This window comes from Pseudoalteromonas nigrifaciens (assembly GCF_002221505.1).
Taxonomy (GTDB): Bacteria; Pseudomonadota; Gammaproteobacteria; order Enterobacterales; family Alteromonadaceae; genus Pseudoalteromonas; species Pseudoalteromonas nigrifaciens.
Map to the genome: position 1 here is coordinate 51,638 of NZ_CP011036.1, position 24,422 is coordinate 76,059.

Annotated in this window: 22 protein-coding genes and 2 tRNA genes; 10 read left to right on the forward strand and 14 right to left on the reverse strand. The window is 38.9% G+C overall.

What is annotated here, in order from left to right; all coding sequences use genetic code 11:
• Nucleotides 1-2 precede the first annotated feature (2 nt).
• The gene (locus PNIG_RS00265; RefSeq protein WP_011326779.1) at nt 3-1,373 is read right to left on the reverse strand and encodes an alpha/beta hydrolase; all 1,371 of its coding nucleotides are present in this window, start codon (nt 1,371-1,373) and stop codon (nt 3-5) included.
• A complete protein-coding gene (locus PNIG_RS00270; protein ID WP_089368918.1) occupies nt 1,363-4,074 on the reverse strand; it encodes an ATP-binding protein in 2,712 nt (903 codons plus the stop codon). The genes PNIG_RS00265 and PNIG_RS00270 overlap by 11 nt, the downstream gene beginning before the upstream one ends.
• Before the next feature lie 65 nt (nt 4,075-4,139).
• On the opposite strand from PNIG_RS00270, the gene PNIG_RS00275 reads away from it, so the two are divergent.
• A complete protein-coding gene (locus tag PNIG_RS00275) occupies nt 4,140-4,901 on the forward strand; it encodes an IS5 family transposase (protein WP_089367531.1) in 762 nt (253 codons plus the stop codon).
• 133 nt (nt 4,902-5,034) lie between these two features.
• Here the strand turns inward: PNIG_RS00275 and PNIG_RS00280 are convergent, their stop codons facing one another.
• Nucleotides 5,035-5,490: an Lrp/AsnC family transcriptional regulator gene (locus tag PNIG_RS00280; protein WP_011326781.1), complete on the reverse strand. Its 456-nt coding sequence runs from the start codon at nt 5,488-5,490 to the stop codon at nt 5,035-5,037.
• 137 nt (nt 5,491-5,627) lie between these two features.
• Between PNIG_RS00280 and PNIG_RS00285 the strand changes: the two genes are divergently transcribed.
• Both PNIG_RS00285 and PNIG_RS00290 read left to right on the forward strand, forming a co-directional pair.
• Nucleotides 5,628-6,797 (forward strand): PrnB family protein, encoded by a 1,170-nt coding sequence (locus tag PNIG_RS00285; RefSeq protein WP_089367532.1) that lies wholly within the window; start codon nt 5,628-5,630, stop codon nt 6,795-6,797.
• Nucleotide 6,798: 1 nt separating this feature from the next.
• On the forward strand, nt 6,799-7,923 hold the full coding sequence (locus PNIG_RS00290) for an aminotransferase class V-fold PLP-dependent enzyme (protein ID WP_089367533.1): 1,125 nt from the start codon (nt 6,799-6,801) through the stop codon (nt 7,921-7,923).
• On the opposite strand, the gene PNIG_RS00295 is transcribed toward PNIG_RS00290, so the two are convergent.
• The 5 genes from PNIG_RS00295 to PNIG_RS00310 form a co-directional block, all read right to left on the reverse strand.
• Nucleotides 7,907-8,395 (reverse strand): RNA-binding protein, encoded by a 489-nt coding sequence (locus tag PNIG_RS00295; RefSeq protein ID WP_089367534.1) that lies wholly within the window; start codon nt 8,393-8,395, stop codon nt 7,907-7,909. The two genes, PNIG_RS00290 and PNIG_RS00295, sit on opposite strands and share 17 nt — an antisense overlap.
• Nucleotides 8,396-8,701: 306 nt before the next feature.
• Nucleotides 8,702-8,794, reverse strand: a tRNA-Ser gene (locus PNIG_RS00300).
• Nucleotides 8,795-8,851: 57 nt separating this feature from the next.
• A tRNA-Ser gene (locus PNIG_RS00305) sits at nt 8,852-8,942 on the reverse strand.
• A 219-nt stretch (nt 8,943-9,161) separates the two neighbouring features.
• Nucleotides 9,162-9,302, reverse strand: a complete 141-nt coding sequence (locus tag PNIG_RS19990) for a hypothetical protein (RefSeq protein WP_167376929.1) — start codon at nt 9,300-9,302, stop codon at nt 9,162-9,164.
• Nucleotides 9,303-9,856: 554 nt separating this feature from the next.
• On the reverse strand, nt 9,857-10,786 hold the full coding sequence (locus tag PNIG_RS00310; protein WP_011326785.1) for a DMT family transporter: 930 nt from the start codon (nt 10,784-10,786) through the stop codon (nt 9,857-9,859).
• A 101-nt stretch (nt 10,787-10,887) separates the two neighbouring features.
• Here PNIG_RS00310 and PNIG_RS00315 point away from each other — a divergent pair, with 101 nt between their 5' ends.
• On the forward strand, nt 10,888-12,333 hold the full coding sequence (locus tag PNIG_RS00315) for an aminotransferase-like domain-containing protein (protein WP_225740906.1): 1,446 nt from the start codon (nt 10,888-10,890) through the stop codon (nt 12,331-12,333).
• A gap of 121 nt (nt 12,334-12,454) precedes the next feature.
• On the opposite strand, the gene PNIG_RS00320 is transcribed toward PNIG_RS00315, so the two are convergent.
• On the reverse strand, nt 12,455-13,249 hold the full coding sequence (locus tag PNIG_RS00320) for a YggN family protein (protein ID WP_089367535.1): 795 nt from the start codon (nt 13,247-13,249) through the stop codon (nt 12,455-12,457).
• A gap of 388 nt (nt 13,250-13,637) precedes the next feature.
• Here PNIG_RS00320 and PNIG_RS00325 point away from each other — a divergent pair, with 388 nt between their 5' ends.
• On the forward strand, nt 13,638-13,823 hold the full coding sequence (locus PNIG_RS00325; protein ID WP_007579801.1) for a PA3496 family putative envelope integrity protein: 186 nt from the start codon (nt 13,638-13,640) through the stop codon (nt 13,821-13,823).
• A gap of 126 nt (nt 13,824-13,949) precedes the next feature.
• Here PNIG_RS00325 and PNIG_RS00330 read toward each other — a convergent pair whose 3' ends face one another.
• The 3 genes from PNIG_RS00330 to PNIG_RS00340 form a co-directional block, all read right to left on the reverse strand.
• Nucleotides 13,950-14,441, reverse strand: coding sequence for a glutathione peroxidase (locus PNIG_RS00330; protein ID WP_089367536.1), 492 nt, complete (start codon nt 14,439-14,441; stop codon nt 13,950-13,952).
• A gap of 91 nt (nt 14,442-14,532) precedes the next feature.
• A complete protein-coding gene (locus PNIG_RS00335) occupies nt 14,533-14,832 on the reverse strand; it encodes an AzlD domain-containing protein (protein ID WP_041454306.1) in 300 nt (99 codons plus the stop codon).
• A complete protein-coding gene (locus PNIG_RS00340; protein ID WP_089367537.1) occupies nt 14,829-15,533 on the reverse strand; it encodes an AzlC family ABC transporter permease in 705 nt (234 codons plus the stop codon). Before PNIG_RS00340 ends, PNIG_RS00335 begins: the two co-directional genes overlap by 4 nt.
• Nucleotides 15,534-15,663: 130 nt before the next feature.
• Between PNIG_RS00340 and PNIG_RS00345 the strand changes: the two genes are divergently transcribed.
• Nucleotides 15,664-16,323 (forward strand): cytochrome b/b6 domain-containing protein, encoded by a 660-nt coding sequence (locus PNIG_RS00345; protein ID WP_089367538.1) that lies wholly within the window; start codon nt 15,664-15,666, stop codon nt 16,321-16,323.
• Between the two features lie 64 nt (nt 16,324-16,387).
• On the opposite strand, the gene PNIG_RS00350 is transcribed toward PNIG_RS00345, so the two are convergent.
• Together PNIG_RS00350 and PNIG_RS00355 are read right to left on the reverse strand one after the other, a co-directional pair.
• Nucleotides 16,388-16,840, reverse strand: coding sequence for a c-type cytochrome (locus tag PNIG_RS00350; protein ID WP_011326793.1), 453 nt, complete (start codon nt 16,838-16,840; stop codon nt 16,388-16,390).
• A 94-nt stretch (nt 16,841-16,934) separates the two neighbouring features.
• Nucleotides 16,935-17,405, reverse strand: a complete 471-nt coding sequence (locus PNIG_RS00355) for a DUF2721 domain-containing protein (protein ID WP_011326794.1) — start codon at nt 17,403-17,405, stop codon at nt 16,935-16,937.
• A 224-nt stretch (nt 17,406-17,629) separates the two neighbouring features.
• Between PNIG_RS00355 and PNIG_RS00360 the strand changes: the two genes are divergently transcribed.
• The 4 genes from PNIG_RS00360 (at nt 17,630) to PNIG_RS00375 (ending at nt 24,385) form a co-directional block, all read left to right on the forward strand.
• Nucleotides 17,630-21,094, forward strand: coding sequence for a S8 family serine peptidase (locus PNIG_RS00360; RefSeq protein WP_089367539.1), 3,465 nt, complete (start codon nt 17,630-17,632; stop codon nt 21,092-21,094).
• A 78-nt stretch (nt 21,095-21,172) separates the two neighbouring features.
• Nucleotides 21,173-23,347 carry a S9 family peptidase gene (locus PNIG_RS00365; protein ID WP_089367540.1) on the forward strand — a complete coding sequence of 725 codons (2,175 nt, stop codon included), beginning with the start codon at nt 21,173-21,175 and terminating at the stop codon, nt 23,345-23,347.
• Nucleotides 23,348-23,502: 155 nt separating this feature from the next.
• A complete protein-coding gene (locus tag PNIG_RS00370; RefSeq protein WP_086997064.1) occupies nt 23,503-23,868 on the forward strand; it encodes a DUF4870 domain-containing protein in 366 nt (121 codons plus the stop codon).
• 82 nt (nt 23,869-23,950) lie between these two features.
• The gene (locus tag PNIG_RS00375; RefSeq protein WP_089367541.1) at nt 23,951-24,385 is read left to right on the forward strand and encodes a YqaA family protein; all 435 of its coding nucleotides are present in this window, start codon (nt 23,951-23,953) and stop codon (nt 24,383-24,385) included.
• The last annotated feature ends 37 nt before the right edge of the window (nt 24,386-24,422 follow it).

Genomic DNA, 24,422 nt, shown 5'->3' on the forward strand with positions numbered 1-24,422 from the left:
TACTACTTACCTTGTGCGTGTTCTACGTTTTTTATAAAGGTGCTTATTTGTTTTTTAAGCTCAGGAAAAAAGGGGTTATAGGTTAATCGTTGTAAGGTGGGATATTGCTTTAAGTTAGCAGCTGTACGTTCTCCAAGTTGCGGGCTTTTTGTGGTTTTACAGGTTTTATATAACTTTTCGCCGCCAATAAAACTGCCGCAATTACGATAAGAGGCACTAATACCATAATGCGGATTTTGTGGTGAGTTAACAATGGCAATATGCGATATACCATGGATTTTTAGACATGCTTCGCTGGCACACTGCGGATTTAATACTCTGTAATCTGCTGCAAAATTTGGGGGTAAAATAGTGCTGCTACCATAAAGCACTAGGGTATCGAGTTTTTTATAGCGACTTAAATTAGTATTATGTAGTGCATTTAATAATTTAAGGGTGGCATGGCTATCAATTGTCGCGTCAATATCGCTTATTACGCTAAATACAGGCAATGCCAAAGCAGGGCGCTTACTTAAGTTTTTAATGCTAACCAATGACATTGCATCATATGAGGCTGCTGCAGCATTGAGTGGAAACGACTCATACTTAGCAAAATCAACATCGGCGTCTTTATCTATCCAATTTAAAAATGGGATTAAATCAAGCCACTTGGCTATCCAACCTTGTTTATTATGCGGCTCGGAGCCCGGTGAAAATAACATAAGCGCCGTTATTTTTGATGAAAGCGCTTGCGTGATTGCATAGTCTATAAGTAGTGCGGCCCCCGTAGAGTAGCCCCCTAAAATAACCTCATCAAAGTCTTGTGTTGTGCGCTCTATAGCGTAACGCACAGCTTGTTGCCATTGCTGTAGGTCTACATCTTGTAACGCACTAGCAGCACTGCCGTGGCCGGGTAACAAAATAGTGCGTACGGTATAACCTTGCTGATAATACACTTGGGCTAAATCGTGATAGGTAAAAGGAGAGTCGGTAAGGCCGTGCACGAGTAATACCGCTTTTTTACTTTGTGAATGTTTTAACTCAAAAGGAGCAATAATGTCGGCAATAGTGGGGTTAGGCTTACGACTGCCTTGAGTAACTAGTTGCTGATACGTTTGAGTAAATACAGGGCATGGCATAGCAGCGCGAGGATTAGCTACACTAATATACTGATACGCATGATTGAGGTAGCTATTAAATGGGGCACGCGCTTGGTAATCAAAATACGCTTGGTGGTGATCCTTTGTATAGCGTAATAGGCCTTGCTGTTTACTCTTTTTAATAAATTCAAAATCGCTTGCCTGCGCAATACAATTTTCAGCGACAGCTAAGTGAGGCAAAAAGCTAAGCATACAAGTTAAAAATATTTTTAAAAACACACTATTATTGTTCATAAACCACTGCATATTGAGCAAGACACTCGGTTAGCTTAATTAGTTCAAGCGGTTTTGCAAGGTGTTGATTAAAACCAACCGCCTGAGCGTGTGCTTTGTCTTCGGGCATAACGTCGGCAGTTAAGGCAACAATTGGCAGTTCCTCAGCCGTTTTAAATTGCCTGATTAGGGCCGTTGCTCTATAGCCATCCATTACTGGCATTTGGCAATCCATAAGCACGAGGTCAAAATGCTGTTTTTTTATAATATTAACTGCAAGCTCACCATTTTCAACAACCTGTGGCACAATTTTTAGTGAGCCAAGCATGGCTTTTATAACCATTTGATTAACCGGGTTATCTTCGGCCACTAAAATTTTTAAAGCGGCTATATTAGTATTATCTGTAGGTTTTATAAGAGGTTCTTGCGCTTTAACCGTCTCTATTTCTAATGTAAATGTAAAAGTAGAGCCTTTATCAAGCTCGCTATGTAGCGCTATATTTGCATTCATTAATACACTAAGCTCTTTGGCTATGGCTAACCCAAGGCCGGTGCCACCAAACTGCCGAGAAGTAGAGTTATCGGCTTGAGTAAATGCACTAAATAACTTTTCATGTTGAGTTGCTTTTATACCTATTCCGGTATCAATAACGGCAATTGTTAGCTGTGCTTTATTGGGCGCAATAAGTTGCGTATCTACATTTAAAGTAACACTGCCAGCGTTAGTAAATTTAATAGCGTTACTGCATAAATTAAGCATTATTTGCTCTAATCGCATTGGATCGCCAACAAAACAAGTGTCTTTAGGGATATTGCTATTTATTTTCCACACAATTGCTTTGCTTGCAGCACTTTGTTCAAACATAGTATTAATGCGCTGAATAAGTGAGGTTAAATCAAATGGAATACGTTCAAGCACTAGCCGTTTTGATTCAATTTTAGATATATCGAGAATATCGTTTATCAAATTTAATAAGCTTTTAGATGACGAATTTATTTTATCTAAATAATCAATTAGGGTATTGGCGTCGTCTTCTTTACGGGCAAGCGAAGAAAAGCCAATAACAGCATTTAGTGGCGTGCGTATTTCATGGCTCATATTAGCTAAAAATTGACTCTTAGCCCGGTTAGCCAAATCAGATTGCTTTTTTGCTTGTGCTAACGAATAAGTACGCTCTGCTACTTGGCGAGTAAGTGCAATTTGCTGCTGATTAAACAGTAGTAAAATCAATAAAATTAATGAGCATACAACTACTTGAAGTATCAGCAGCAGTAAGGTGAGTTGATTATTATGTTGAGCTAAAAAGGCATCTTTAAGTGCCAGTTTTACGATCCATTGTTGCCCGCCAAAATCGACATTAAACGATATTAGCTTACTGCCTTGTGCAACATTAAGATTGTTTGAGTTACTGTAAAATGCGGGTTTGTTTATATCTTCATAAATAGCAATCGAAAACATTTTAGACTGCTGCTCAGTAATGGCCTGCTTAATAATTTGAGGGACTAAAAATACGCCTGTGGCATAGCCTTTAATGGTTTCTTTTTCATTGGATTGAGAATATACAGGCGCAAATAATAAGTAAGCAGCATCAGAGTGCTCAGTTTGTACGAGTTGAATTATTTTAGTTCCCACTGGCTGATACTTTATTGCGGGGTTGAGTAAGGATGCTTTGCGATCTGGGTTTGAATATACATTAAACCCAATTGCTTTTTGGTTGCTATTAAGCGGTGCTATATATTTTACAATAACGAGTGGATCGTTTGGCTCTAAAGGTTCACCAATAACATCATAATTTAAGTTATAAATGCTTGAAATTTCTTTAGAGAATGCTTGGCGTTGATGAGATGGGATTTTTACATTCCATGATAAAGCTTTTATAAATGAGTGCTTAGCAAGTAGGGTGTTGGCATATAGATTAAAGTCTTGCTGGCTTAATGTTGGCGATGACTGAACTTGGCTAGCTAAACTTTGCACAGCAATAATGCTGCGATTAGTATAGCGGTACAGGCTGTTTTCTATCACTTGCACTTCGCGCTCAGCAATTTTTATCGCATTAATACGGCTTTCACTATCGTATAATTGTGTGGTGGCCGCTACTGATACAAATAAAATGCAACATACCGAAAGTGTCGGTAGCACCGAAATATTATAGTTATCAGACTTCTCTGGTAATAACGAAAGTAAAAATGGAGTGGCAATTAACACCCCTAAAATATCACCTAACCACCAGTAAGTTGTGTTTTTCCAGTGATTATCTGCACTGTACATTGCATTAAATTGGCTTAGTGCAAACACGCCAAAATTAGCCGAAATTAAACTGACTAAAACACCTACAACTACAATAAAATAAATAATGTTTTGGCGCTTTTTAAGGCGCAGAGGGTGGCCTAACCAAAACTTTAATATTGCGGCCCCAACCATGGCCTGCAATACCACCCCAAAGGCAATATACATAGCCTCGTTTAATGAATTTCCTACCAATACCATTTCATGAGTTGTATTAGCAAAAAAATTTAAATTAAATGCGAGAGCCGCTAAAAATAGCGCAGGAATAAATCGCCACCACCACACAAAGCAGCCAACTAAGGCTATACCAGCAGGTAACCAAACCGGAATAATTTGCGAGTTAAAGGTTAGCTTGGTAAGTATTACTCCTACAAAAAAATAGGCTAAAGAAAAAATAATGTAAAAAACACTAGGGCGTGTTGATCTTTGTGGTATGAAAAACAAACAGCATGAAGATAAGGTATAATTGAATTCGCCAGAAAACTTTACACCGAACCTACATGCCAAGATTAATGTTAACAGACGGGACATGGAATGTCTTATCAAAAGTAATGTACTTAAGTGGTCGAATTTATAATAAGCCCAACCATAGAAAAACGCTCGAAGGCATACTGTATAAGATGCGCACAGGTATTCCATGGCGAGATTTACCTTCTGATTTTGGCCGTTGGAGTGCTATCTACAGACGGTTTAATTTATGGTCCAAAAAAGGGATTTTGAATGAACTGTTTCGCGCATTATCTCGTGATGCGGACATGGATTGGGTCTTCATTGATGGCAGTATTGTCAGGGCTCATCAACATAGTTGCGGTGCAAGAACTGCTGACAATGAATCAATTGGAAAGAGCCGAGGTGGAAATTCTACGAAAATTCATCTTGCAGTCGATAGCGGAGGGTTGCCTGTTTATTATGAATTATCCTGTGGAAATACGCATGATATCGTCCATGCAGAGTCACTCGTAGCTAATTGCCCAACAAGTAATATGGTTGTCGCAGATAAAGGCTACGACAGTGAAAAACTGAGAGCGTTTGTTCGTGATAATAACGCTACACCCGTTATTCCACGTAAGGGCAACAGTTTAGTAGGCAATGAAGATATTGACTGGTGCATGTACAAATATCGGCACTTGGTTGAGAATGCATTTGGCCGTATTAAGCAATATAGAGGGATAGCCACGCGGTATGAAAAGCTTGAACGAAATTATCATTCAATGCTCGCTTTAGCATTTACTATGATGTGGCTACCAATGTGGGCTGATTGATATATGTACTACAAAGATCAACAGCCCCTAGAGTAATACTTGGAGTTAAAATTTTTCACATAAATCCCTGTACAAGTAATATTCCCAATTTAAAATATCAGTATAGCTAACAGTAAGTTATTTGCGGTATTTTTTATAATGGTAATTGTTTTTTGCTAAAAGACTGCTTTAACACCACGGTTGATTCTATATTAGCGATACAGCTTAAGCTCCCTAGTTGATGCTTAACAAACTGCTCATAGCTTTCTAAATCATGCGCAATTATTTTTAGTAAATAGTCGTAACTTCCCGATATTACCGAACACTCTAGCACATGAGTGAGCTTTTCTACGTGTTGCTCAAATTGCCGGGCAGCACTGGCCGAATTTTGATTTAAACGTACAAATGCATACACCAAAACGTTTAGTTTAAGTGCCTTGGGGTTAATAGCAGCGTGGTAGCCGGTAATAATACTAGCTTGTTCTAGCTTTTTAATTCGTCTAAGGCAGGGCGTATCTGAGAGGCTAATATGACTGGCAAGATCTGCAACAGACATTCTGGCGTTGGCTTGTAAGGCAATGAGCAATTGCTGATCTTTTTTATCGAGCATATATAGATTCTTATTAATTATTTTTATATTTGTAGTGATTATTGCTAATGATGTTGATAATTACTAATTTTTTTAGCGTTTTACCCTCATTAAACTCTGTTAGCATTTAGTGATAACTATAATAACAGGAAACAATAATGAGCACCCATACAGCCATTTTTGATCGATGGATAAGAAGCGCCTTCCCACAGATAAACAGCGAGCTTGAGCAACTTTACTGGCAACAAGATGATAAAGCCAATGTAGAGGGGTTGGGAGAGCCTTTAAAACAGCAATTAAAAGATGAAGGTAACGCATTAATAAGTAATTTATTAGCGGAGGGAAATACCGATGAAGGTTTTGATAGTGCGTTTGATTTGCTCGGTAATGTAGGGCTTTTTATGGCGGCGTGTCGTCGTCATGAAATTACCGAGCCAAGCCGTGAGACCACATCGCCATTGGTAGAAGCGTCGGCACTAGCAATGCATATAGGTGCCTCTATTGGAGTAACGCCACGCTTTGCGACTGCCCATTTAACCACGCACAATAAAGCGCTAAATGGCACGTATAAACGTTTTACTAATTTACCCGACGAAAAACTATTTATTGATTACAACACCCAAGGTATTTTGGCATATAAACGCGCCAGCGATGCATTATTAAAAATATTACCATTAGGTATTTCGCACCCCACCTGTGCCGAGCTATTAAAAGTAGCAAAACAAGCGTTAATAGATGTAATTGAATCGAATAATGCACTTTATACTCAGTTAGACACAGAGCGCTTTTTTAATTGTGTGCGCCCTTATTATAAACCGCATCGAGTAGGCAATGAGATATACAGAGGTGCTAATGCGGGAGATTTTGCCGGCATAAACGTTATCGATATGCTACTTGGGCTGTGTAATGCCAACGAGCCAAGTTATTCACAAATGCTGGTGGATAAGTTTTTATATATGATGCCAGAAGATCAGCAAATATTGCGCGAAGCAATGCGCATGCAAAGCTTTATGGATGACTTTTTACAGGCGCAGCAATATAAAGACAATGACTGGTTTAAATACCACGCAAAGCTATTTATTCAGGTGTGTAAATTACATGGTGACACTGCAATCGGTCATCATAATCAATTGGTTGAAAAATTTATTGCGCAACCGTCAAAGCAAATGCAACAGCAACATATGAGTAAAGTAACAGCCAGTGGCCCACCATTACATGTTTTGCTCGATTCGTTAGAAAAACTCCGTGATAAACGTGCCAGCGCTAAACGCGACGATATAAAAACACGTTACGACGATATAAACTTGCTAAAACAGTGGATTAAATAAGATGAATCAACACGATTTTTGTATGGCCGAAGGCTGTTATTTATTAAGCCACTCAGTAGGGCGTCCACTGAAAAATAGTCAGCAGCATTTAGCGGCTCATTATTTTTCGCCGTGGGAATCGTCAAATAAAGAACCCTGGCAGCAATGGTTACCTGCAGTCGAGCAATTTAATACCGCATTAGGGCAGTTATTTAATGCGCCTAGCGAGCAATTTTGTCCACAAGTTAACTTATCCAGCGGCTTAACCAAATTGTTAATGTCGCATCCGCGATTACAGCAAAAAAATTGCAAAGTATTAATGACGCAAAGCGACTTTCCAAGTATGGGCTTTGCGATGCAAAAAGCTTTGCCAAAATGCGCGCAAATAACATTTATTCCTGAATATGAAAACTTAACCGATATTACCGTTTGGCAGCGTTATTTAACGGATAACATAGATTTAGTTTTTATCAGTCACGTATATTCAAATACAGGGGTACAAGCCCCTGTACACGATATTGTTGCTTTGAGTAAAAAAACGAATAGCTTATCAATCATTGACGTTGCGCAATCTGCAGGGGTGATACCGCTTGATTTAACCGCCTTAAATGCTGACTTTATGATTGGCTCTAGCGTTAAATGGCTATGTGGCGGCCCTGGTGCTGCTTACTTATGGGTTAACCCACAGCAAATAGCTGTTTGTGAGCCTAAAGATGTTGGCTGGTTTTCTCATCAAAATCCCTTTGAGTTTGATATAAATCATTTTATTTATAACAAGGGAGCGCTTAAATTTTGGGGCGGTACTCCCTCAGTTGTACCTTATATTATTGCAGCCAATAGTATTGCCTATTTTGCCGCATTGGGAATTGATAAAGTTAGGTCGCATAATTTAGCAATGCTTGCGCTTATTCAGCAACAGTTGGGTAAATATGTTGTGTCGCCCACGCTGCAGCATCAATGCAGTGGTACTGCTATTTTAAACTTTAACATGCAGCAACAACATGTATTGAATGAGCTTAATAGTGCAGGGATTAGTGTGGATGCCAGAAAGCTTGGTATACGAGTTTCACCGCATATATATAATAGCGCCGACGCAATACATAAGTTTATAGCGGTTATAAAAAAAGCGATTAAGGTTGTTGACTAAGTTGCTCTTTTTGCTGATTTAACGCCTCTATTTGTTGCTGTGCTTGCCCAATTAAAGCATCGTATGACTGTTTAAGAGCTGATGTTTTAGTTGCAATCGCATTGGCAATAGAGGAAGCCCCTAAACGATTGGCTTTATCTTGCGTCATGTAATCAATTTGCTGTTTTTTTTCTGTGTATTGCTGCTGATATTGTTTAATAGCCAGTTGGTAGCGTTTTATATCACGATTAATTTGCTGCGTTTTTAAGTAATCATCAACAGAAGTATCTGTAATTTTACTGCTAGCAGTTGTATTGCTATAGGCTGTGGTTACATTAATATTTTTTAGCGTAATGGCTTGTGCATCTAGAGCACAGGGCAGCTGGCTAAATGTAGGAACACCTTTAATAACGCATTTATAAACAGTAATGTTTTCTGCCAAGCTAAAGGTTGGCGCGGTTAAGCAAATTGATAGCAATATAACCCGGATCATAGTTAAACCTAAATTGGCTTAAAGTTAAGTTAATCATGCCCTAAGTTATAGTTTGGTACAATTTGTTTAGTTTTATAAATTATAGGCATAAAAAACCACAACTAAGTGGTTTAAATTAAATATGGTGGAGAGGGAGGGATAGACTTGCTTACCTCCATGTAATCAATCGCTGCTCGACGCTTGCAGCGGCCCAAAATGTTCCCGACATTTTGTTGAACCCTGTCGAGGGATCTCACCCTCCCAATTTAGTCTTGGTGTTAAATTATAGGCACAAAAAAACCACAACTAAGTGGTTTAAATTAAGTATGGTGGAGAGGGAGGGATTCGAACCCTCGATAGAGCTACAAACTCTATACTCCCTTAGCAGGGGAGCTCCTTCGGCCACTCGGACACCTCTCCAACGCATAACCGTTTTTTTATTGATGGAAATAAAAATTAAAGCCACCAATATAAATGTGGTGGAGAGATAGGGATTTGAACCCTAGATAGGCTACAAACCTATGCCGGTTTTCAAGACCGGTGCATTCGACCACTCTGCCATCTCTCCGTGACGCAGAATAATACTTAGGTCATACGCATGTGTAAATAGCAAAAAGACTGTTTGCTTAAAATTTAGGCTAAAATGAGGTTTTTTTTGTAAATAAGGGGAAATAAAGACAATTTTAGTAAAATTAAATAGGTTGCAGCAAGCAGTGGGAGCTAAATAAGAAGCTTTATTTAGTGGTTGGGTGCTTGCTGCACCGTATAAATAGTCATGGTTGTGTGACTATTTATATTGAGCTGTGCTACCAAGAGCGAGTCTTTTACCGAAGCGATTAAGCTTTGCTAACATTTTAGCTTTACGATTTGTTGGTTTAACGGCAATGTGAGTAGCAGCTGTTTCATTTAATGTGTTAATTGGGTTCATTACTTAACTCCGAGTTGTGGTTGGTGAAAACAGGGGCATTCTGCCTCTTAATTGTTTAAAAATAAAGCGATAAAAATTGAGTTCGAAGCATTAGTTATTTTAATCCGAAAGGATTTTATTAACCTGCCGTTCACTTGGTGGGTTTGGGTGTTTTTGCATTTTTATTCACGCCGTTAGTTTTTAAATCCCTTTTGTTATGGGGTCTCTGTGTTTGTTTTTATTTTTAATGCGATAAAAGCATTCTTTTTTGGTTATTTATTCAGATTAAATTATTTTAATTAAATGATTTTTTATGCTGTTTAATTAGTGTTTATAAAATTAACTTTATGAGCGTTAAAAAAATTCCAGTAAAGTTCTAAAAAAAGTTTGTGTAATGCACTTTATATTTGCATTGCATGGGTGAATTACTTAGCTTTTTAGCAAAATGGTGTTTTTAATAAAGTTAGTATTACTAGGAGTTATAACGAACACTTGGCAGCTGTTTTTATATTAACCAATAAAAAAGCGCCTACTTTACAGTAGGCGCTTTTGCGTTAGTTGCGTTAATAACGCGTCTAACTGGGGACAGAGCCTCTTCTAGCAACCGCTCTGTTTGCTAAAAAGGCATTAATTCGTTTTGTTGGGGTAAGCACTATGGCGTTACCAAGTAGTACTAAGCTAAACCCTGCAAAGGTATTTGCATGCCATTCAAAGCCTTCATAAAAGCTGCTTAGTGTTACCGCAACTAAAGGAAACAGTACGATGACATAGCTGGCTTTTTCGGGGCCAATATTTTTTAACAGTGCAAAGTAACAAGCAAAGGCGATTACAGTGCCAAAAATAGATAAGTACAATAACGACAGCCAATAGCTAGTAGGTGCAGTGAAATTAAATTGCACGTCGCTTATAAATACATATAAGGCTAAGCCAATGGCACTGTATAACATGCCCCAAGCATTACCTTGTAACACACCAATTTGTTTGCGTGAATTACGTACACTTACCATGTTTCCTAATGAAGCCACAAAGGTGCCTCCAAGAGCAAGTAGTAACCCGACGAATGCACTGTTACTCAAGTTGAGTTGCTGTAATTGTGGCCAAAACAAGCAGGTGATACCTAAAATGGCAAGTACAGCACCGGTATAAATTCGTTTTGAAATAGGTTTGCCAAAAAATAATCGGGTATTAACTATATTCATTACTAATAGCATTGAAAAAGCAATCGAGGTCATTGCAGAGCTAAGGTGATTTTGTGCCCAGTAAAGCATTAAGTAATTTAGGCCAAAGTTAAACAGGGCCAATAATACGAAAAAACCATGATCGACTAAATTAAATCGCATTTTAGGTTTTTTGTATGCCACATATAACCACATTAATAATGCCGCGATTGCAAAACGATAAAATAGCGATAGTTCAACAGCAATATCGCCTAGCTGAAACTCTATGGCCAACCAGGTTGAGCCCCAAATTAAAACAGTTGTTATATATAGCGCTGCACTTTTCAATACTGCTCTCCAAAGTCGATTAAGCTGCTATTTTAAAGCTTATCTGTATACTTACCATATACAGAAAATGGAATATGTAACCTATACAGATTGAGGGTGTAATGATTTTAAAAGCGGTTAGCCATCAAGGTCATGAGTTTTTGTACCAGCAAGTTATTCAACTGATCAGGGATATGAGTGCTCAACAGGCTTTATTGCCCTCAGAAAAACTGCCGTCTTTACGTAAAATGGCTAGCAACCTTAATATAAGTATTCCTACGGTAAAGCAGGCCTATCAAGCGCTAGAGGATCAAGGGGTTATAGAGGCACGCGAAAAGTCAGGCTACTTTTTAAAAGCCGTTAACATGGCAAGCAGCTTACCAAAACGAGTTAAGCTGAGCCGCGAGCCCGTGATTGTTAACAAGCAGGCGCTGATTGAGCAGGTATACACAGCCATTCATCAGGCCCATGTGGTGCCTTTTGGAGTGGCTAACCCGGTTGCTGCAGCACCAACCGATAAAGCCTTAGCCAGAAATATGCGCCGAGTAATGACGCTTGCCGGTAGTAGCGCTATTAATTACGGGCCACTGGATGGTTATGCACCGTTAAAAAAGCAACTTATTCATCGCTATTTAGACTTTGGCATTGGCATTAATATGGATGAAATGGTGATCACTAATGGTGCGCAAGAAGCACTGGCAATTGCACTCAAATGCGTAACTAAGCCCGGTGATGTAGTGGCCATAGAGAGCCCTTGCTATCACGGAATTATAGAGTTAATAGAAAGTTTAGGCCTTAAAGCACTTGAAATACCTTTATGCCCAGATAATGGTATTTGGCTAAACGATTTAGCGCAGGCGCTTAATGAGCACGATATTAAAGCGTGCTTATTTTCTACGGCTATTAGTAATCCGGTTGGTAGTTTTATGCCAGATAAAAATCGAGAACAGCTGGTGGAATTAGTTGAAAGCCATAACGTAGTGCTCATTGAAGATGACGTATATGGCGACCTATACTTTACACCCAAACGAGGTACACCTGCTATAGCGTATTCCAAAAAAGGCTTGGTGCTAAGTTGTTCGTCTTTTTCTAAAACGGCTGCCCCTAGTTATCGTGTTGGTTGGCTTATTGCGGGGAAATTTGCAGGGCAAGCTAGGCGTTATAAAAGAGCATTGAGTTGTTCTACCTCACTAATTAATCAATGGACGTTATCAGAATTTGTTTTTAGCGGTGAATACGATCGTAATTTAAAAGTACTTAGGCAGCGTTTACGTACGAATAAAGAGCATATGCGACGTTGCTTACAGCAAGCCATGCCAAAAGGTACACGGATCAGCGATCCACAAGGTGGCTGTGTTATTTGGTTAGACTTAGGCTGCGAGTATGATAGCCAAAAGCTATTTTCGTTAGCGCTTGAGGTAGGTATAAGCATTACTCCAGGGTTGATATTTTCAGCTTCAAATAAATACAAAAGCTGTATAAGGCTAAGCTATGGTGTGCAGTGGGGTGAGCAAATAGAGCAAGCAATTGTCACACTAGGTAAACTTACCTTACTAGCAAAAAAGTAGCCTAATTTAAAGGGGATCAACAGCTTGTAACAAGTTTTTCGGCACAATAAAAAACAGCCGTTAAGTTAAGCGTAACGGCTGCAAAGGGATGTTAAATAATTACCTAAGTGAAGTTTGTAAACTAGTTTTGTTTAAAGCTAAATAATTGGTAACCTTTAAGTTCAGGTACTTGTACTACTAGCTGTTCTTCTTGTTTAGCTATATTGGCAAAATTTTCGCATAAGGCATTGGCACGTTTTTCGAGCGCATCGGCATGCTGCTCTACTTTTTCTTCTATTTGCGTACCCATATTTTCCATACGTTGTTCAAAGGCTTGCATGTCGCCTCCTGAGCCAAGTAATTCAGAACCTAAAGCAACTAAAATACTCCCCATAGATTGCATTACAGCAGACTCAACAGCGGTCTCTATTTGTTGTTCAAACTGCTGCTCAAAGTTTTCACCAAATTGGTTAAAGCTTTGCTGGCCCATAACAAAGGTATCTTGTTGATAAAAAGTATTTTGTACTTCAAGTTTAATGTCGTCCATTAACGATGAGATATTATCGAGGCCATCAATATTAAAAGCATTAGCAACTTCTTGCAGTGCAACACCTGCAATTTTAACGCCTTCTAAGGCTATATTTGCTACTTCGGGTAATTGCGTGCGTAAACTATCTGAATATTGAGTTAGCGCCTTTTGCTGGGAATGATTAAGCGCTACCGATTCACCATTAATGGTTAAATTGCCATTGGTATTAAATTGCATAGTTTGCTTATTGGCGGTAAAAATCTCTAGTTCGTCAGGCTTAATACGTACATCATTTTTAAATTCTACATTACATTGCTCATTATTAAATGACACTGTTGAATCGTTATCATTATGTGCCACAACGGCAGGTGCACATATTAAAGTGCTCATTAATAGTAATTTTTTCATATTTATTCTCAGTTTTTTATTGATGATAAATAAGTAATAACAAGTTTAGTGCCAATGTTTTTTTATTATATTAAACAATAGGTTGGTTTTATTTTTAGTATTGTCTATAGCAAAGGTTTATTATAAAAAAACTATTTTTTAGTCAAATTGGCTAAAGCTAGAGCAGTAATTAATTTTATTTATCGATACGATAAAAAACTCTCACTTTCCATAAAGCGAATTTAGCGCTATTTATTCACAGTATTGACATGGAGGCTATTTAAGATAGCTACATGGCTTTATTTTGGCGCTAAACTGCATTGCACTTTATGTGTCGAACATTTTAATTTTACCAATTATTGCGATTATAAAATCCTTGGTTGGTCTCAAACACTTTATGGAGTGGGTTGTGGGTAAGACATTTAGTTACGATGCGCTAGATGACGATTTTGTTGAAGACGAGTACGAAATGCTCGGGCGTAATCAGCACGATAAGAACAAGCAAAAGGTTAAGAAAAAGTTGGAAGACTACCTTGAGCAAAAGCGCTTGCGTAAAAACCTAGGCGAAGACGATTTAAGCGATTACACCGATTAAATTGCGCTAGTATAACTAAAGTACCAATGTGAATTAGACTCTAAATGTACGCATTTATGTATGTTTAAATTTTGATTAGATTGGCAATAAAGAGGCCGTGTGCCTCTTTATTACTTTTGAGCGGCGTTACTTATTACTTTGTTGCAGTGCTTTTTGAATGGTGAGCTCTAGCTTTTCTGGCTTGGTAAAGGGTGCATAGCGTTTAATTGGTGAGCCGTCTGCTGCGATTAAAAACTTAGTAAAGTTCCACTTTATTTTGCGAGTTAAAAAGCCAGGTTGTGTCGATTTCAAATAACGAAATACCGAATGAGCATGCTCTCCGTTTACCTCTACTTTAGCGGCCATTAAAAAATTAACCCCGTAGTTTATTAAACATCCTTGCTCTATCTGCTGTGCATCTCCGGGTTCTTGCTGATTAAACTGATTACACGGAAATCCTAAAATTACTAAGCCTTGGCTAGCATATTTATTATGCAAAGCCTGTAGTGACTCGTATTGGTAGGTAAAACCACACTTGCTTGCCGTGTTTACAATAAGCACGACTTTACCAGCAAACTCGCTAAAATTAATGGTGTTACCTTGCAAACTGGTGGCGCTTAACTGATGAAACTTGTGCATTATTTATGCTTTACCTTATCTTTGTTGATGCTCAATTTACTCTTTTAAGTACATTGCTTAATATGGTTGTTGTATATATTAAGACTATTTTTTAATTTAAAATTAAAAATAATCCCATACCCGCAATCGTAGTGTAGTAAATATTATGGGTTTTATAAGCCACAATAATAGCTACTATAGCCGCACTTAAATAAGGGTTTTGCCAATTTAAATTAATGCCATCATCGTTTAAAAATACAATAGGTACCCAAATAGCCGTAAGTACCGCTGGTGCACTAAAACTTAAAAATTGTTGCATTTTAGGCCCAACTTTAAAGGGTAAAGCGCGGTGCAAAAATAAGTAACGGGTAAAAAAGGTAATACAGGCCATTAGTAAAATAGTGGTCATCATAAGTTGCGCTCCTTTTTAGCAGTTATTCTTGCTGTAAAGTATCCTGCGCTCATGGCCAGTAATGCAGAGCTCACCAGCCATAACTCAAATCCGGTACTTTTAAACAGTGTAGCGCTAATGCCTGCGACTATAACTGTAACGAGTGAGGCGAGGCTTTTAACACCCGGAATAACTAAAGCTATAAATGTAGCGGCTATAGCAAAGTCGAGGCCCAAATGGGTTAAATCGGGGAGCATAGTACCAGCAACAATGCCTATAAATGTCCATAAATTCCATGCAATATAAAAGCTAAAACCGGCGCTAAGTGCGTAAATTAAACGTATTTTTGTACGATAGGCTTTAGGGTGGTGCGAAAATGCAAACAACTCATCGGTCAATACAAAGCTTACAGGTAGACGCCAGCTCAAAGGTTGATCAATTACTTTATGACGTACCGCTAAGCCATATAAAAAATGCCGAGAGCTAATTATAAAGGTAGTAAACAAAATGGTGAGTAGTGGCGTATTTCCCGCAATTAACTCAATAGCGACAAGCTGCGCAGAGCCCGCAAACACTAATAAAGACATCGCTTGAGTTTCAAGGGCAGTAAAACCATTTTGAATAGCCAGTGAGCCACAGAGTATTCCCCAAGGGATCACCGCCAAACAAAGCGGTAACATGTCAACAAAACCTTTTAAAATTGCACGCGATGGTCTGTTCATTTGCAGAAATATTAGCCAGTAAAATTAATTGCTTAAGTGTGCCATAAAGCATGCTTTAAATAATAGGTTTAATGCAAATCTAAACAAAGTTTGAAATAATGAAACAATAACTTAATTAGCGAGATAACTAATGTTTAAAGTAAAAGTATGGGATGGCTTTGTCAGAAGCTTTCACTGGTTATTAGTGTTTAGTATTGCTGTGCTCTATTTTAGTATTGAAGAAGGTATGATTGAACTGCACTTTATTGCTGGCTTTTTTACCTTAGCACTTATTTTAACGCGATTAATATGGGGGGTTATAGGCAGTAAAACAGCTAAGTTAAGCGCGTTAATACACTCCCCGCAAGCGGTAATAACCTCACTTAAAACTAATAAAACTCCGCTTGGGCATTCTGCGCCAGGTAGTTATATGGTGTTGTTGTTTTTTATACTTATTATTACTCAGCTTGTTAGTGGCTTAATGAGTAGTGATGGTATTTTAACTGATGGGCCTTTAGCGCAGTACGTGTCGAGCAGTACAGTTGATTTTGCTAATTGGTTACATAGTTTAAACTTTGATATTTTACTTTATGCGATAGGTTTGCATGTTTTAGCAATTGTAATTTATAAGATTAAAGGCAAGCCTTTAGTGAAAGCGATGATCACCGGAACGAAACAACAGCCAAATGAAAAGCCAGCAATACTTACAAAAGCACCTTGGTTAGCTTGGGTCGTATTTTTAATATTGCTTGTAGTGCTTATGACAACTTGGGGCAGTGAGCCACTTAGTTATTTACTTAACTTGGGTTGAAAATAAAAAGGTGCCTATTTAAATCCGATTATGAATTAAATAGGCGCCTTTATTATTTAAAAACTTAGTCTTTAAATTGCGTGTGGCAATCTTTACAGCCTTTGGCCCATGCGCCAAACGCTTTACCAATAACAGCTTTATCGCCAGACTGTGCAGCTACAGCAAGTTCATCTGCGTATTGCTGAAATGCAGTTGCTTTTTTCATAAAAGTGTCGTTTTCAGCCCAAACAGCGGCAAGTGCAGCAGTATCACCCTTATCAGTACCTTCGTAAAACGCTTCCCATGGCATTTTTGCCAGTGCAGCTGCGTTATTTGCACGTGCTTTAAATTTATCTGCATCAAAAGGAATTTTGCCTTTAAGCATAGCGCCCATGTCACTAATTTGTACTGAGAGCATAGAAAATGCAGCTTGACGATATTCAATAGCGTCGCTTGGCTCTTTAAATGCAGAATTTGCTGATACGCTAAGTGCGCATGTTGATAATAATGCCCCGATAAATACTTGCTTCAATTTCATTAAACTTATCCCTAGTAAAAGTTTCTAATTCTATCTTTGTATCTTAGCTGCCACTTTTATTCAAGTGAAAGCGATAGTTTGGTTTGCTTGAGGCTTAATCGTTAATATCGACGTCGGCGAATATCATGCCACGGCGCATACTGCGAGTGGCTAAAAACACTTCGCAAAGTAGCGACATAAAAGCAAATATAAGCAAAGCCATAGCAGCTACAAAACAGCTACCTATCGTTACGCCTAAGTTAACTGATTGAATATGCGATAAAAATAATAACATAACAACCGCACAAACCAACAATGCACTTAACACACTCAAGCTAAATGCAAGGTGTATACAACGAGAGCGCTTTAGCAGCGCTCTTAGCTCGGTGGTTAACGACAGATTAAAGTCATCATCAGTGCTTACTTTTAGTCTACGTTCAAGCAAACGAGCTCTATCTGTTATACGCGCTAAACGGTTTGATAAAACCCCTAAAGTGGCAGCAATACCTGTAATTAAAAAGACGGGAGCAACCGCGGTTTGAATCACTTTGGCCATGCTTAAAATATTAATTACTTCGTTATCCATTTACATCTCAAAATAAGTGTTGGTTGTTTACAATCATTCACAAACTTAATTTCTTTCTTTTCCCTTTGGAATCAGTTTGTTGCTAGTGTTTTCTCTGTTTTTATGTGTTGCTTGTAACTTAAATGTAACTAAGGTGTTGCTCACGTATGGGTTTAAGTTTTATATTTAAGCCCATGGTTGAATATAGTAAATACAATAATACATAACCTATCCTAGGGGAAATGATGTCTAAAAATATAATAAAGAAAACAGCAATTGCCACTGCTGTCTCAAGCGCATTTATTGCAACACTTGCAAGTGCAAGTAACTTACCTACGGCTAATATTACTTATCAAAAAGCTGAAGCAGTAAAAGAACAAGTTGCAGATAAAAAAGAACCATCGGCACATATGATTGTATTACGCGCTACAACATCAGTAGACGCCTATGTTGCAGGTACTTACCAGCAATCAAATAATCGTGAAATTACAGCTAACATAGAGCAACTTCAAGACACTATGACTCTTGAGTTAAATAGCTTAGATTTTGATGCGAAAATAATTGGTAAAACCAAAATATTAGCACCTACGTTAATCGTTCAAGCTTCGGCTGAAGCACTTGCTAAAATTGCTAAAGATTCACGAGTAGCAAAAGTATTACCTATGTTCGATAGCGAACTGCATGTTGCAGCAAGCTCTGACTATATTAATGCAAAACCACTTATTGTAGACGGTATTGCAAGCGGTAAAGGTCAGCGTGTTGCGGTATTAGATACAGGTATTGATTACACTCACCAAGCATTTGGTGGGGCAGGTACAGTTGAAGCATATTTAGCGGCGCAAGCCGATCCTACTACAGTGGCTTGGCCTCAAGGTGTTGTTAAAGGTGGTTACGACTTTATTAATGAAGACGCTGATCCGATAGAGAACGATCCTGCTAATTCTCCAGCAACAGGGGCTCCAACAAACCATGGTACTTCATCTTCAAACTCAGTAAATGGTATTGCGCCAGACGTTGAACTTTATGTTTACTCTGTATGTGGTGGCGGTTGTCCAAGTGCCGCACAGGCTGCAGCACTAGAAGCCGCAATGGATCCTAATGGCGATGGTGATATTTCTGACCGTGTAGATGTAATGAATATGTCTCTTGGTGGCGAGTTTGGCGACACATATACTGGCGGCGGTACACAATACTTAATTCAGCGTGCTGTTGAATTAGGCGTTAATATGGTTATTTCTGCGGGTAACGATGGTGATAACCCATTCCGTATAGGCGGCCCAAGTACTACACCTAATGCCTTATCTGTAGGTGCAATGACACACCCTACAACTGAAATAGGTGTTGCTACAGGCACTATTGCTGGTGTTGAAGGTGATATTCAGCCATCAAGCTTTGGTCCACAAGAAGCTTATACAATTACAGGTGCAGACATTGAGTTAGTTTATCCAGACGCTAACCAAAATGGTTGTGTTGCGTTTGCCGCCGATGTTGATTTTACCGGTAAAGCTGTATTAATAGACCGTGGTGCTTGTGCATTTACCGACAAAGTATTAAACGCACAAATAAATGGTGCAGAGTTTGTGATGATTGCAAACAATACTGATGATGGTACACCAGCTCCTATGGGTGGTTTTGATGCTGCTGTAACAATTAAAAACGTAGGCATTAATTTTGCTGCAGGTGCGGCTTTAAAAGCACAGTTAGCAGCAGGTGGTCCGGCAACATTTGATATTAGCATTGACATTAAAACTACATCTGGCGCTGTAGCTACGTTCTCATCTCGTGGTCCTTCAATGGATGGTTTATTAAAACCAGAAATTACCGCACCAGGTACTAGTATTGATGTTGCAGCAGCAGGTACTCAAACTGGTACTAACCCAGTTTCAGGTACATCTTTTTCAGGTCCAATTACTGCTGGTGCTGTTGCGATGATTCGTGAAGCACATCCAGATCGTAATGCCTTTGAAATTAAAGCAACAATAATGAATGCGGCTAATTTAAATGTAACAAACGAGCCGTTAGCAATTAATCCTGCTTCAGAATTAGCACCTATTAGTATGATTGGCGCAGGTTTAGTTAATGTAGCTAAAGCGGTTAATTTACCGGTTGCTGCATGGGTAAATAACGCTAAGTTTAATACCAAGCAAGCAGCGCTTTCATTTGGCTTAGAAAGCATGACAGAAACTGCATCGTTAACTAAAACGGTAACAGTTAAGAACTTCTCAGCTGACGCTAAAACTTATAACTTACGTACAGAAGCGCGTTACCAGAGCGATATAGATACTGCGGCTATTAGTTGGGATTTCCCTGCATCAATTACTGTTCCTGCAGGCCAAGCTATTAATTTTGACGTAGTATTAACCGTTGATCCAGCTAAGTTACCAGAGTGGAATCTAAATAACCCATTTAGCGCAGAGGAAGTTGCAGCAAGAAGTGCAGCATTAACCTCAGTAGAGTTTGATGGTGCTTTGGTGTTTGATGATGCCAGCACAGATACTGACCATGATTTACACCTTGTTTATCATGCAATGCCTAAAGCTGCTACTGAGCTAAGCGTTTCATCGCAAATCGTCGATAGTGAAATGGCTCTTGTTGTTACAAATAGTGGTCAAACTGAAATTATGCCACAAGCAGAAAGCATTGTTGCAGTGGGTGTTGAGAAAACATTTGCAGAAGCTGAATTTAATATTCTAGCAACTACTTTCTCGGCGTTTAATGCAGAGTTTTGTGACTCAGGCATATTTGTTACCTCATCGATTCAACTACGTGACCCACTAACGCATACCTTCCAAGCGGGTTACAGATTAGAAATTGATACCGATAATGACGGTGTAGCAGATCAGTTTATGACAAACTTAAACGACCGTGGCCGCGATACAGCGTTCCCTGGGCGTAGCCGTACGCTAATTGGTGAGACAGATGGCGCGGGTAATGATTCATGGGCGTGGGGTACTCCGCTTTATCACTCTGCGGGAGAGGACACCATTACCTTCTCTGGTTGTTCTGAACTACTTAATATAGATGGGACACTACTAGGCGAGCAGATGAACTTTAAAGCATCTGTGGGTTATGCTGCATATCAAAGTGGTGTATTTACTGAAACTGATAGTGTTACAGGTTCAACTGTATTTGGTATGCAACCTCAAGTAGCATTTACCTCGCTTGAAACAGGTGAAGCAGTTACAACACTTAAACCAGGTGAAAAAGCAGTTGTTACAGCAAGTGGTCCATTTGCGCTAACACAGGCTTCAGGCTTAGATGTTGTTAAAGTGATGGCAGCTGCTGATTTAGAGGTTCCAGATGTTTCAGCGCCAGCGCTTGTTGGTGGTGAATTTACTGTTTCTGAAGATGCAGCAAACGGTACCGTTGTAGGTGCTTTAACAGTAACAGAGTCTGAGTTTGATTTAGCTATTTCAGAGTACTTTGTTCAGTCAAATACTCACCAAGGTTTGGGTGTTGATGCCGATGGTCAAGTTGTTGTTACTAACACAGCTTTACTGACAGGTGATTCTTCAGCCCAGATACAAGTAGTGGCAATTGATACGCGTGGTAATGTATCAGAGCCTGCAATGGTTACGGTTAGTATTACTAAAGTAGTACCACCACCGGTTGTTGTAACACCAGAGCCAGAGAAAAAATCTTCGGGTTCATTAGCTTGGTTATTACTTACTGCGCCGCTTGCATTTATGCGTCGTCGTAAGCAAAAGTAAGCTTATAACTTAATTGTTACTTAGAGGGAGCTTCGGCTCCCTTTTTATTTAGCTTCACTAAAGTAAAGGCTTTATCTTATGAAACATATCCCTTGTGTTCTAGCTATATCATCTTTAGCTATTTTAAGTGGCTGCAATCAGGCGCCCGAAGCAGTCCAAACAAACGTTATAAGTACTACAGCAGAGCAGTTACCTCAAGTTGTTGCACCTATAGCTAAAAAAGTACCGCACGCCATGACTATTCATGGCGATACCCGCATTGATAATTACTATTGGCTGCGTGACGATGAACGCAAAGCAGCCGATGTTATTAGTTACCTTGAGGCTGAAAATAGCTATACAAATACCATGCTTGCTCATACTCAAGCGCAGCAAGCTAAACTTTTTGCCGAGCTTAAAGGGCGTATTCAAAAAGATGACGATTCAGTACCGATAAAAAAAGGTGATTATTATTACTCGTCGCAAACTCGTGGCAATAACGAGTACACTACTTATGTGCGTAGCAGTGACTTTTCAGGAACTAACCAACAGGTTATTTTAGATGTAAATGAACTTGCTAAGGCTCATGACTATTATGCTGTAAGTGGTTTAGATGTGAGTCCAAACGGTAACTTAATGGCTTACGGTGAAGATACTCTCAGTAGACGTATTTATACCGTTAAAATTAAAGATTTAAGCACCGGGAGGCTACTCCAAGATACGCTTGAAGGCACAAGTGGTAACCTTGTTTGGGCAAACGATAACAAAACACTGTATTACATTAAAAAAGACTTACAGACTTTGTTAGGCTACCAGGTTTATCGCCATACTTTAGGTACGCCGCAGGCCAATGACGAACTAGTTTACGAAGAAACAGACTCAAGCTATTACACAGGGTTAAGTAAAAGCAAAGACGGTACTGAAATTTATATTTGGCACAGTAGTAGCACTGCATCAGGTATGTCGGTGCTTAGCGCAAATAACGTTAAAGCAATGCCTCAACGCTTAATTAAACGCCAAGCGAATCTTGAGTATAGTATTTCTAAATTAGGTGAGAGTTATTATATTGTCACTAATTTAAATGCGGTTAATTTTCAGCTAATGAAAGTCGCTATTAATAAAGCACATGATCAAGCAAACTGGCAAACGCTGATCCCAGCACGTGATGATATAAAGCTAGAAGGGATAGAGTTATTTAATGACTATTTGGTTTACCAACAGCGTGAAATGGGGCAATCGCGACAAATAATACGCAATTTAAGCACTAATCAAGAGCAGTTATTATCTTTTAACGACAGTGCCTACACTATTAGTGCTTATGGTAATAACGATATAAACAGCAATAAGTTACGTGTTTACTATACGAGCATGACCACGCCGGGTTCATCTTACGATATAAACCTAAAAACAACGGATAAAACGCTTTTAAAACAACAAGCTGTGCTAGGCAACTTTAATGTTGATAATTACGCATCTGAACGTATATTTATTAACGCCCGCGATGGTGTAAAAGTACCCGTAAGCTTAGTTTACCGTAAAGATAAATTTAAAAAAGATGCGACGAACCCATTGCTACAATATGGTTATGGCTCGTATGGCGCCACTATGGATCCAACTTTTTCAAGCGCGCGTTTAAGTTTGCTTGATCGTGGTTTTGTGTTTTCTATTACCCATGTTCGAGGCTCGCAAATGTTAGGTCGTCCTTGGTATGACGATGGTAAATTACTTACTAAAAAGAATACGTTTAATGACTTTATAGATGTGACTAAAGCACTGGTAGAGCAAAAGTATGGCGCTAAAGACAAAATATTTGCCCAAGGCGGTAGCGCTGGTGGCTTATTAATGGGCGCAGTAGCAAACCAAGCTCCTGAACTTTACAAAGGTATGGTTGCCGCAGTACCTTTTGTGGATGTGGTTACAACCATGCTTGATGAAAGTATTCCACTAACAACTAACGAATATGGTGAGTGGGGAAACCCAAATGAAAAAGAATACTATGAGTACATGCTATCTTACTCACCGTACGATCAAGTGTCTAAGCAAGCGTACCCTAATATGCTAGTAACTACGGGTCTGCACGACTCGCAAGTACAGTATTTTGAGCCAGCAAAGTGGGTTGCTAAGCTGCGTGACTATAAAACAGATGACAATAAGTTACTGTTTAAAATTGATATGGAAGCAGGGCATGGCGGTGCATCAGGGCGCTTTAAGCGCTTAGAAGATACCGCGCTAAACTATGCATTTATGCTCGATTTAATGGGTATTAAAGAGTAAGCAAAGTACAACCATTGAGTAATAAGCTAAAGGCATCATTTAAAAGTGATGCCTTAATTTATTACTAAGTTAGCTAAATAAGTTTATAAACTGAGTTATAGTTATGAAATACACACTTACACTCACGCAAAAATAGTAAATATAAGGATAGCGTTATGCATGATGAGCAACAGCTGGAACCCGTCAAAAAAGATGACCGCACATGGGCAATGCTTTGTCATTTAAGTGCCTTGTCTGGATTTATTGTGCCATTAGGCTCTGTAATTGGGCCGTTAATTGTGTGGTTAATAAAAAAAGATGACATGCCGATTGTTGATGTTCATGGCAAAAAAGCACTCAACTTTCAAATCACTATGATGATTGCTTACTTTGTGTGTTTTCTTTTAATGTTTGTTGTTATTGGTGTAATTTTACTGCCAATAGTCGCTATATTTTCGTTTGTAATGGTGGTTATTGCCGCGGTTAAAGCCAATGATGGTAAAGAGTTTGACTACCCGTTGAGTTTAAATTTGATAAAATAGCAATGTCGGTTTGTTAATAGCGTATTTTAAACCCAGCTTTTGCTGGGTTTTTTTTTATTTACTTCCTATTGTTAAGGATACTATGCTTTATCTCACGCTATTTTTTAGCGCTTTTATATCGGCTACTTTATTGCCCAGCTCGTCAGAGGTGGTAATGGTAGCTATGATGACCCAAGGTAAAGTAAATTTATTGTTGTTATGGCTAGCTGCCACTTTGGGCAATGTATTAGGGAGCTGCGTTAATTACTGGTTGGGTACTCAAGTACTGCGCTTTAAAGATAAAAGCTGGTTTCCAGTGTCAGAGCAGGGGCTTGAAAAAGCACAAAAGCAGTTTAATAAATACGGTGTATATAGTTTATTATTTGCCTGGCTACCTATAGTTGGCGATCCGCTTACCGTAATAGGGGGAATATTTAAAGTGCGTTTTAGTACGTTTTTATTGTTGGTAACACTAGGTAAGGGGGCACGCTACTTAGCCGTTATCGCCCTTACCTTAGGTGTCGAAAAGCTTATTTAAGCTTTCTTACTTATTCTAAATCAATTGATCCACACGT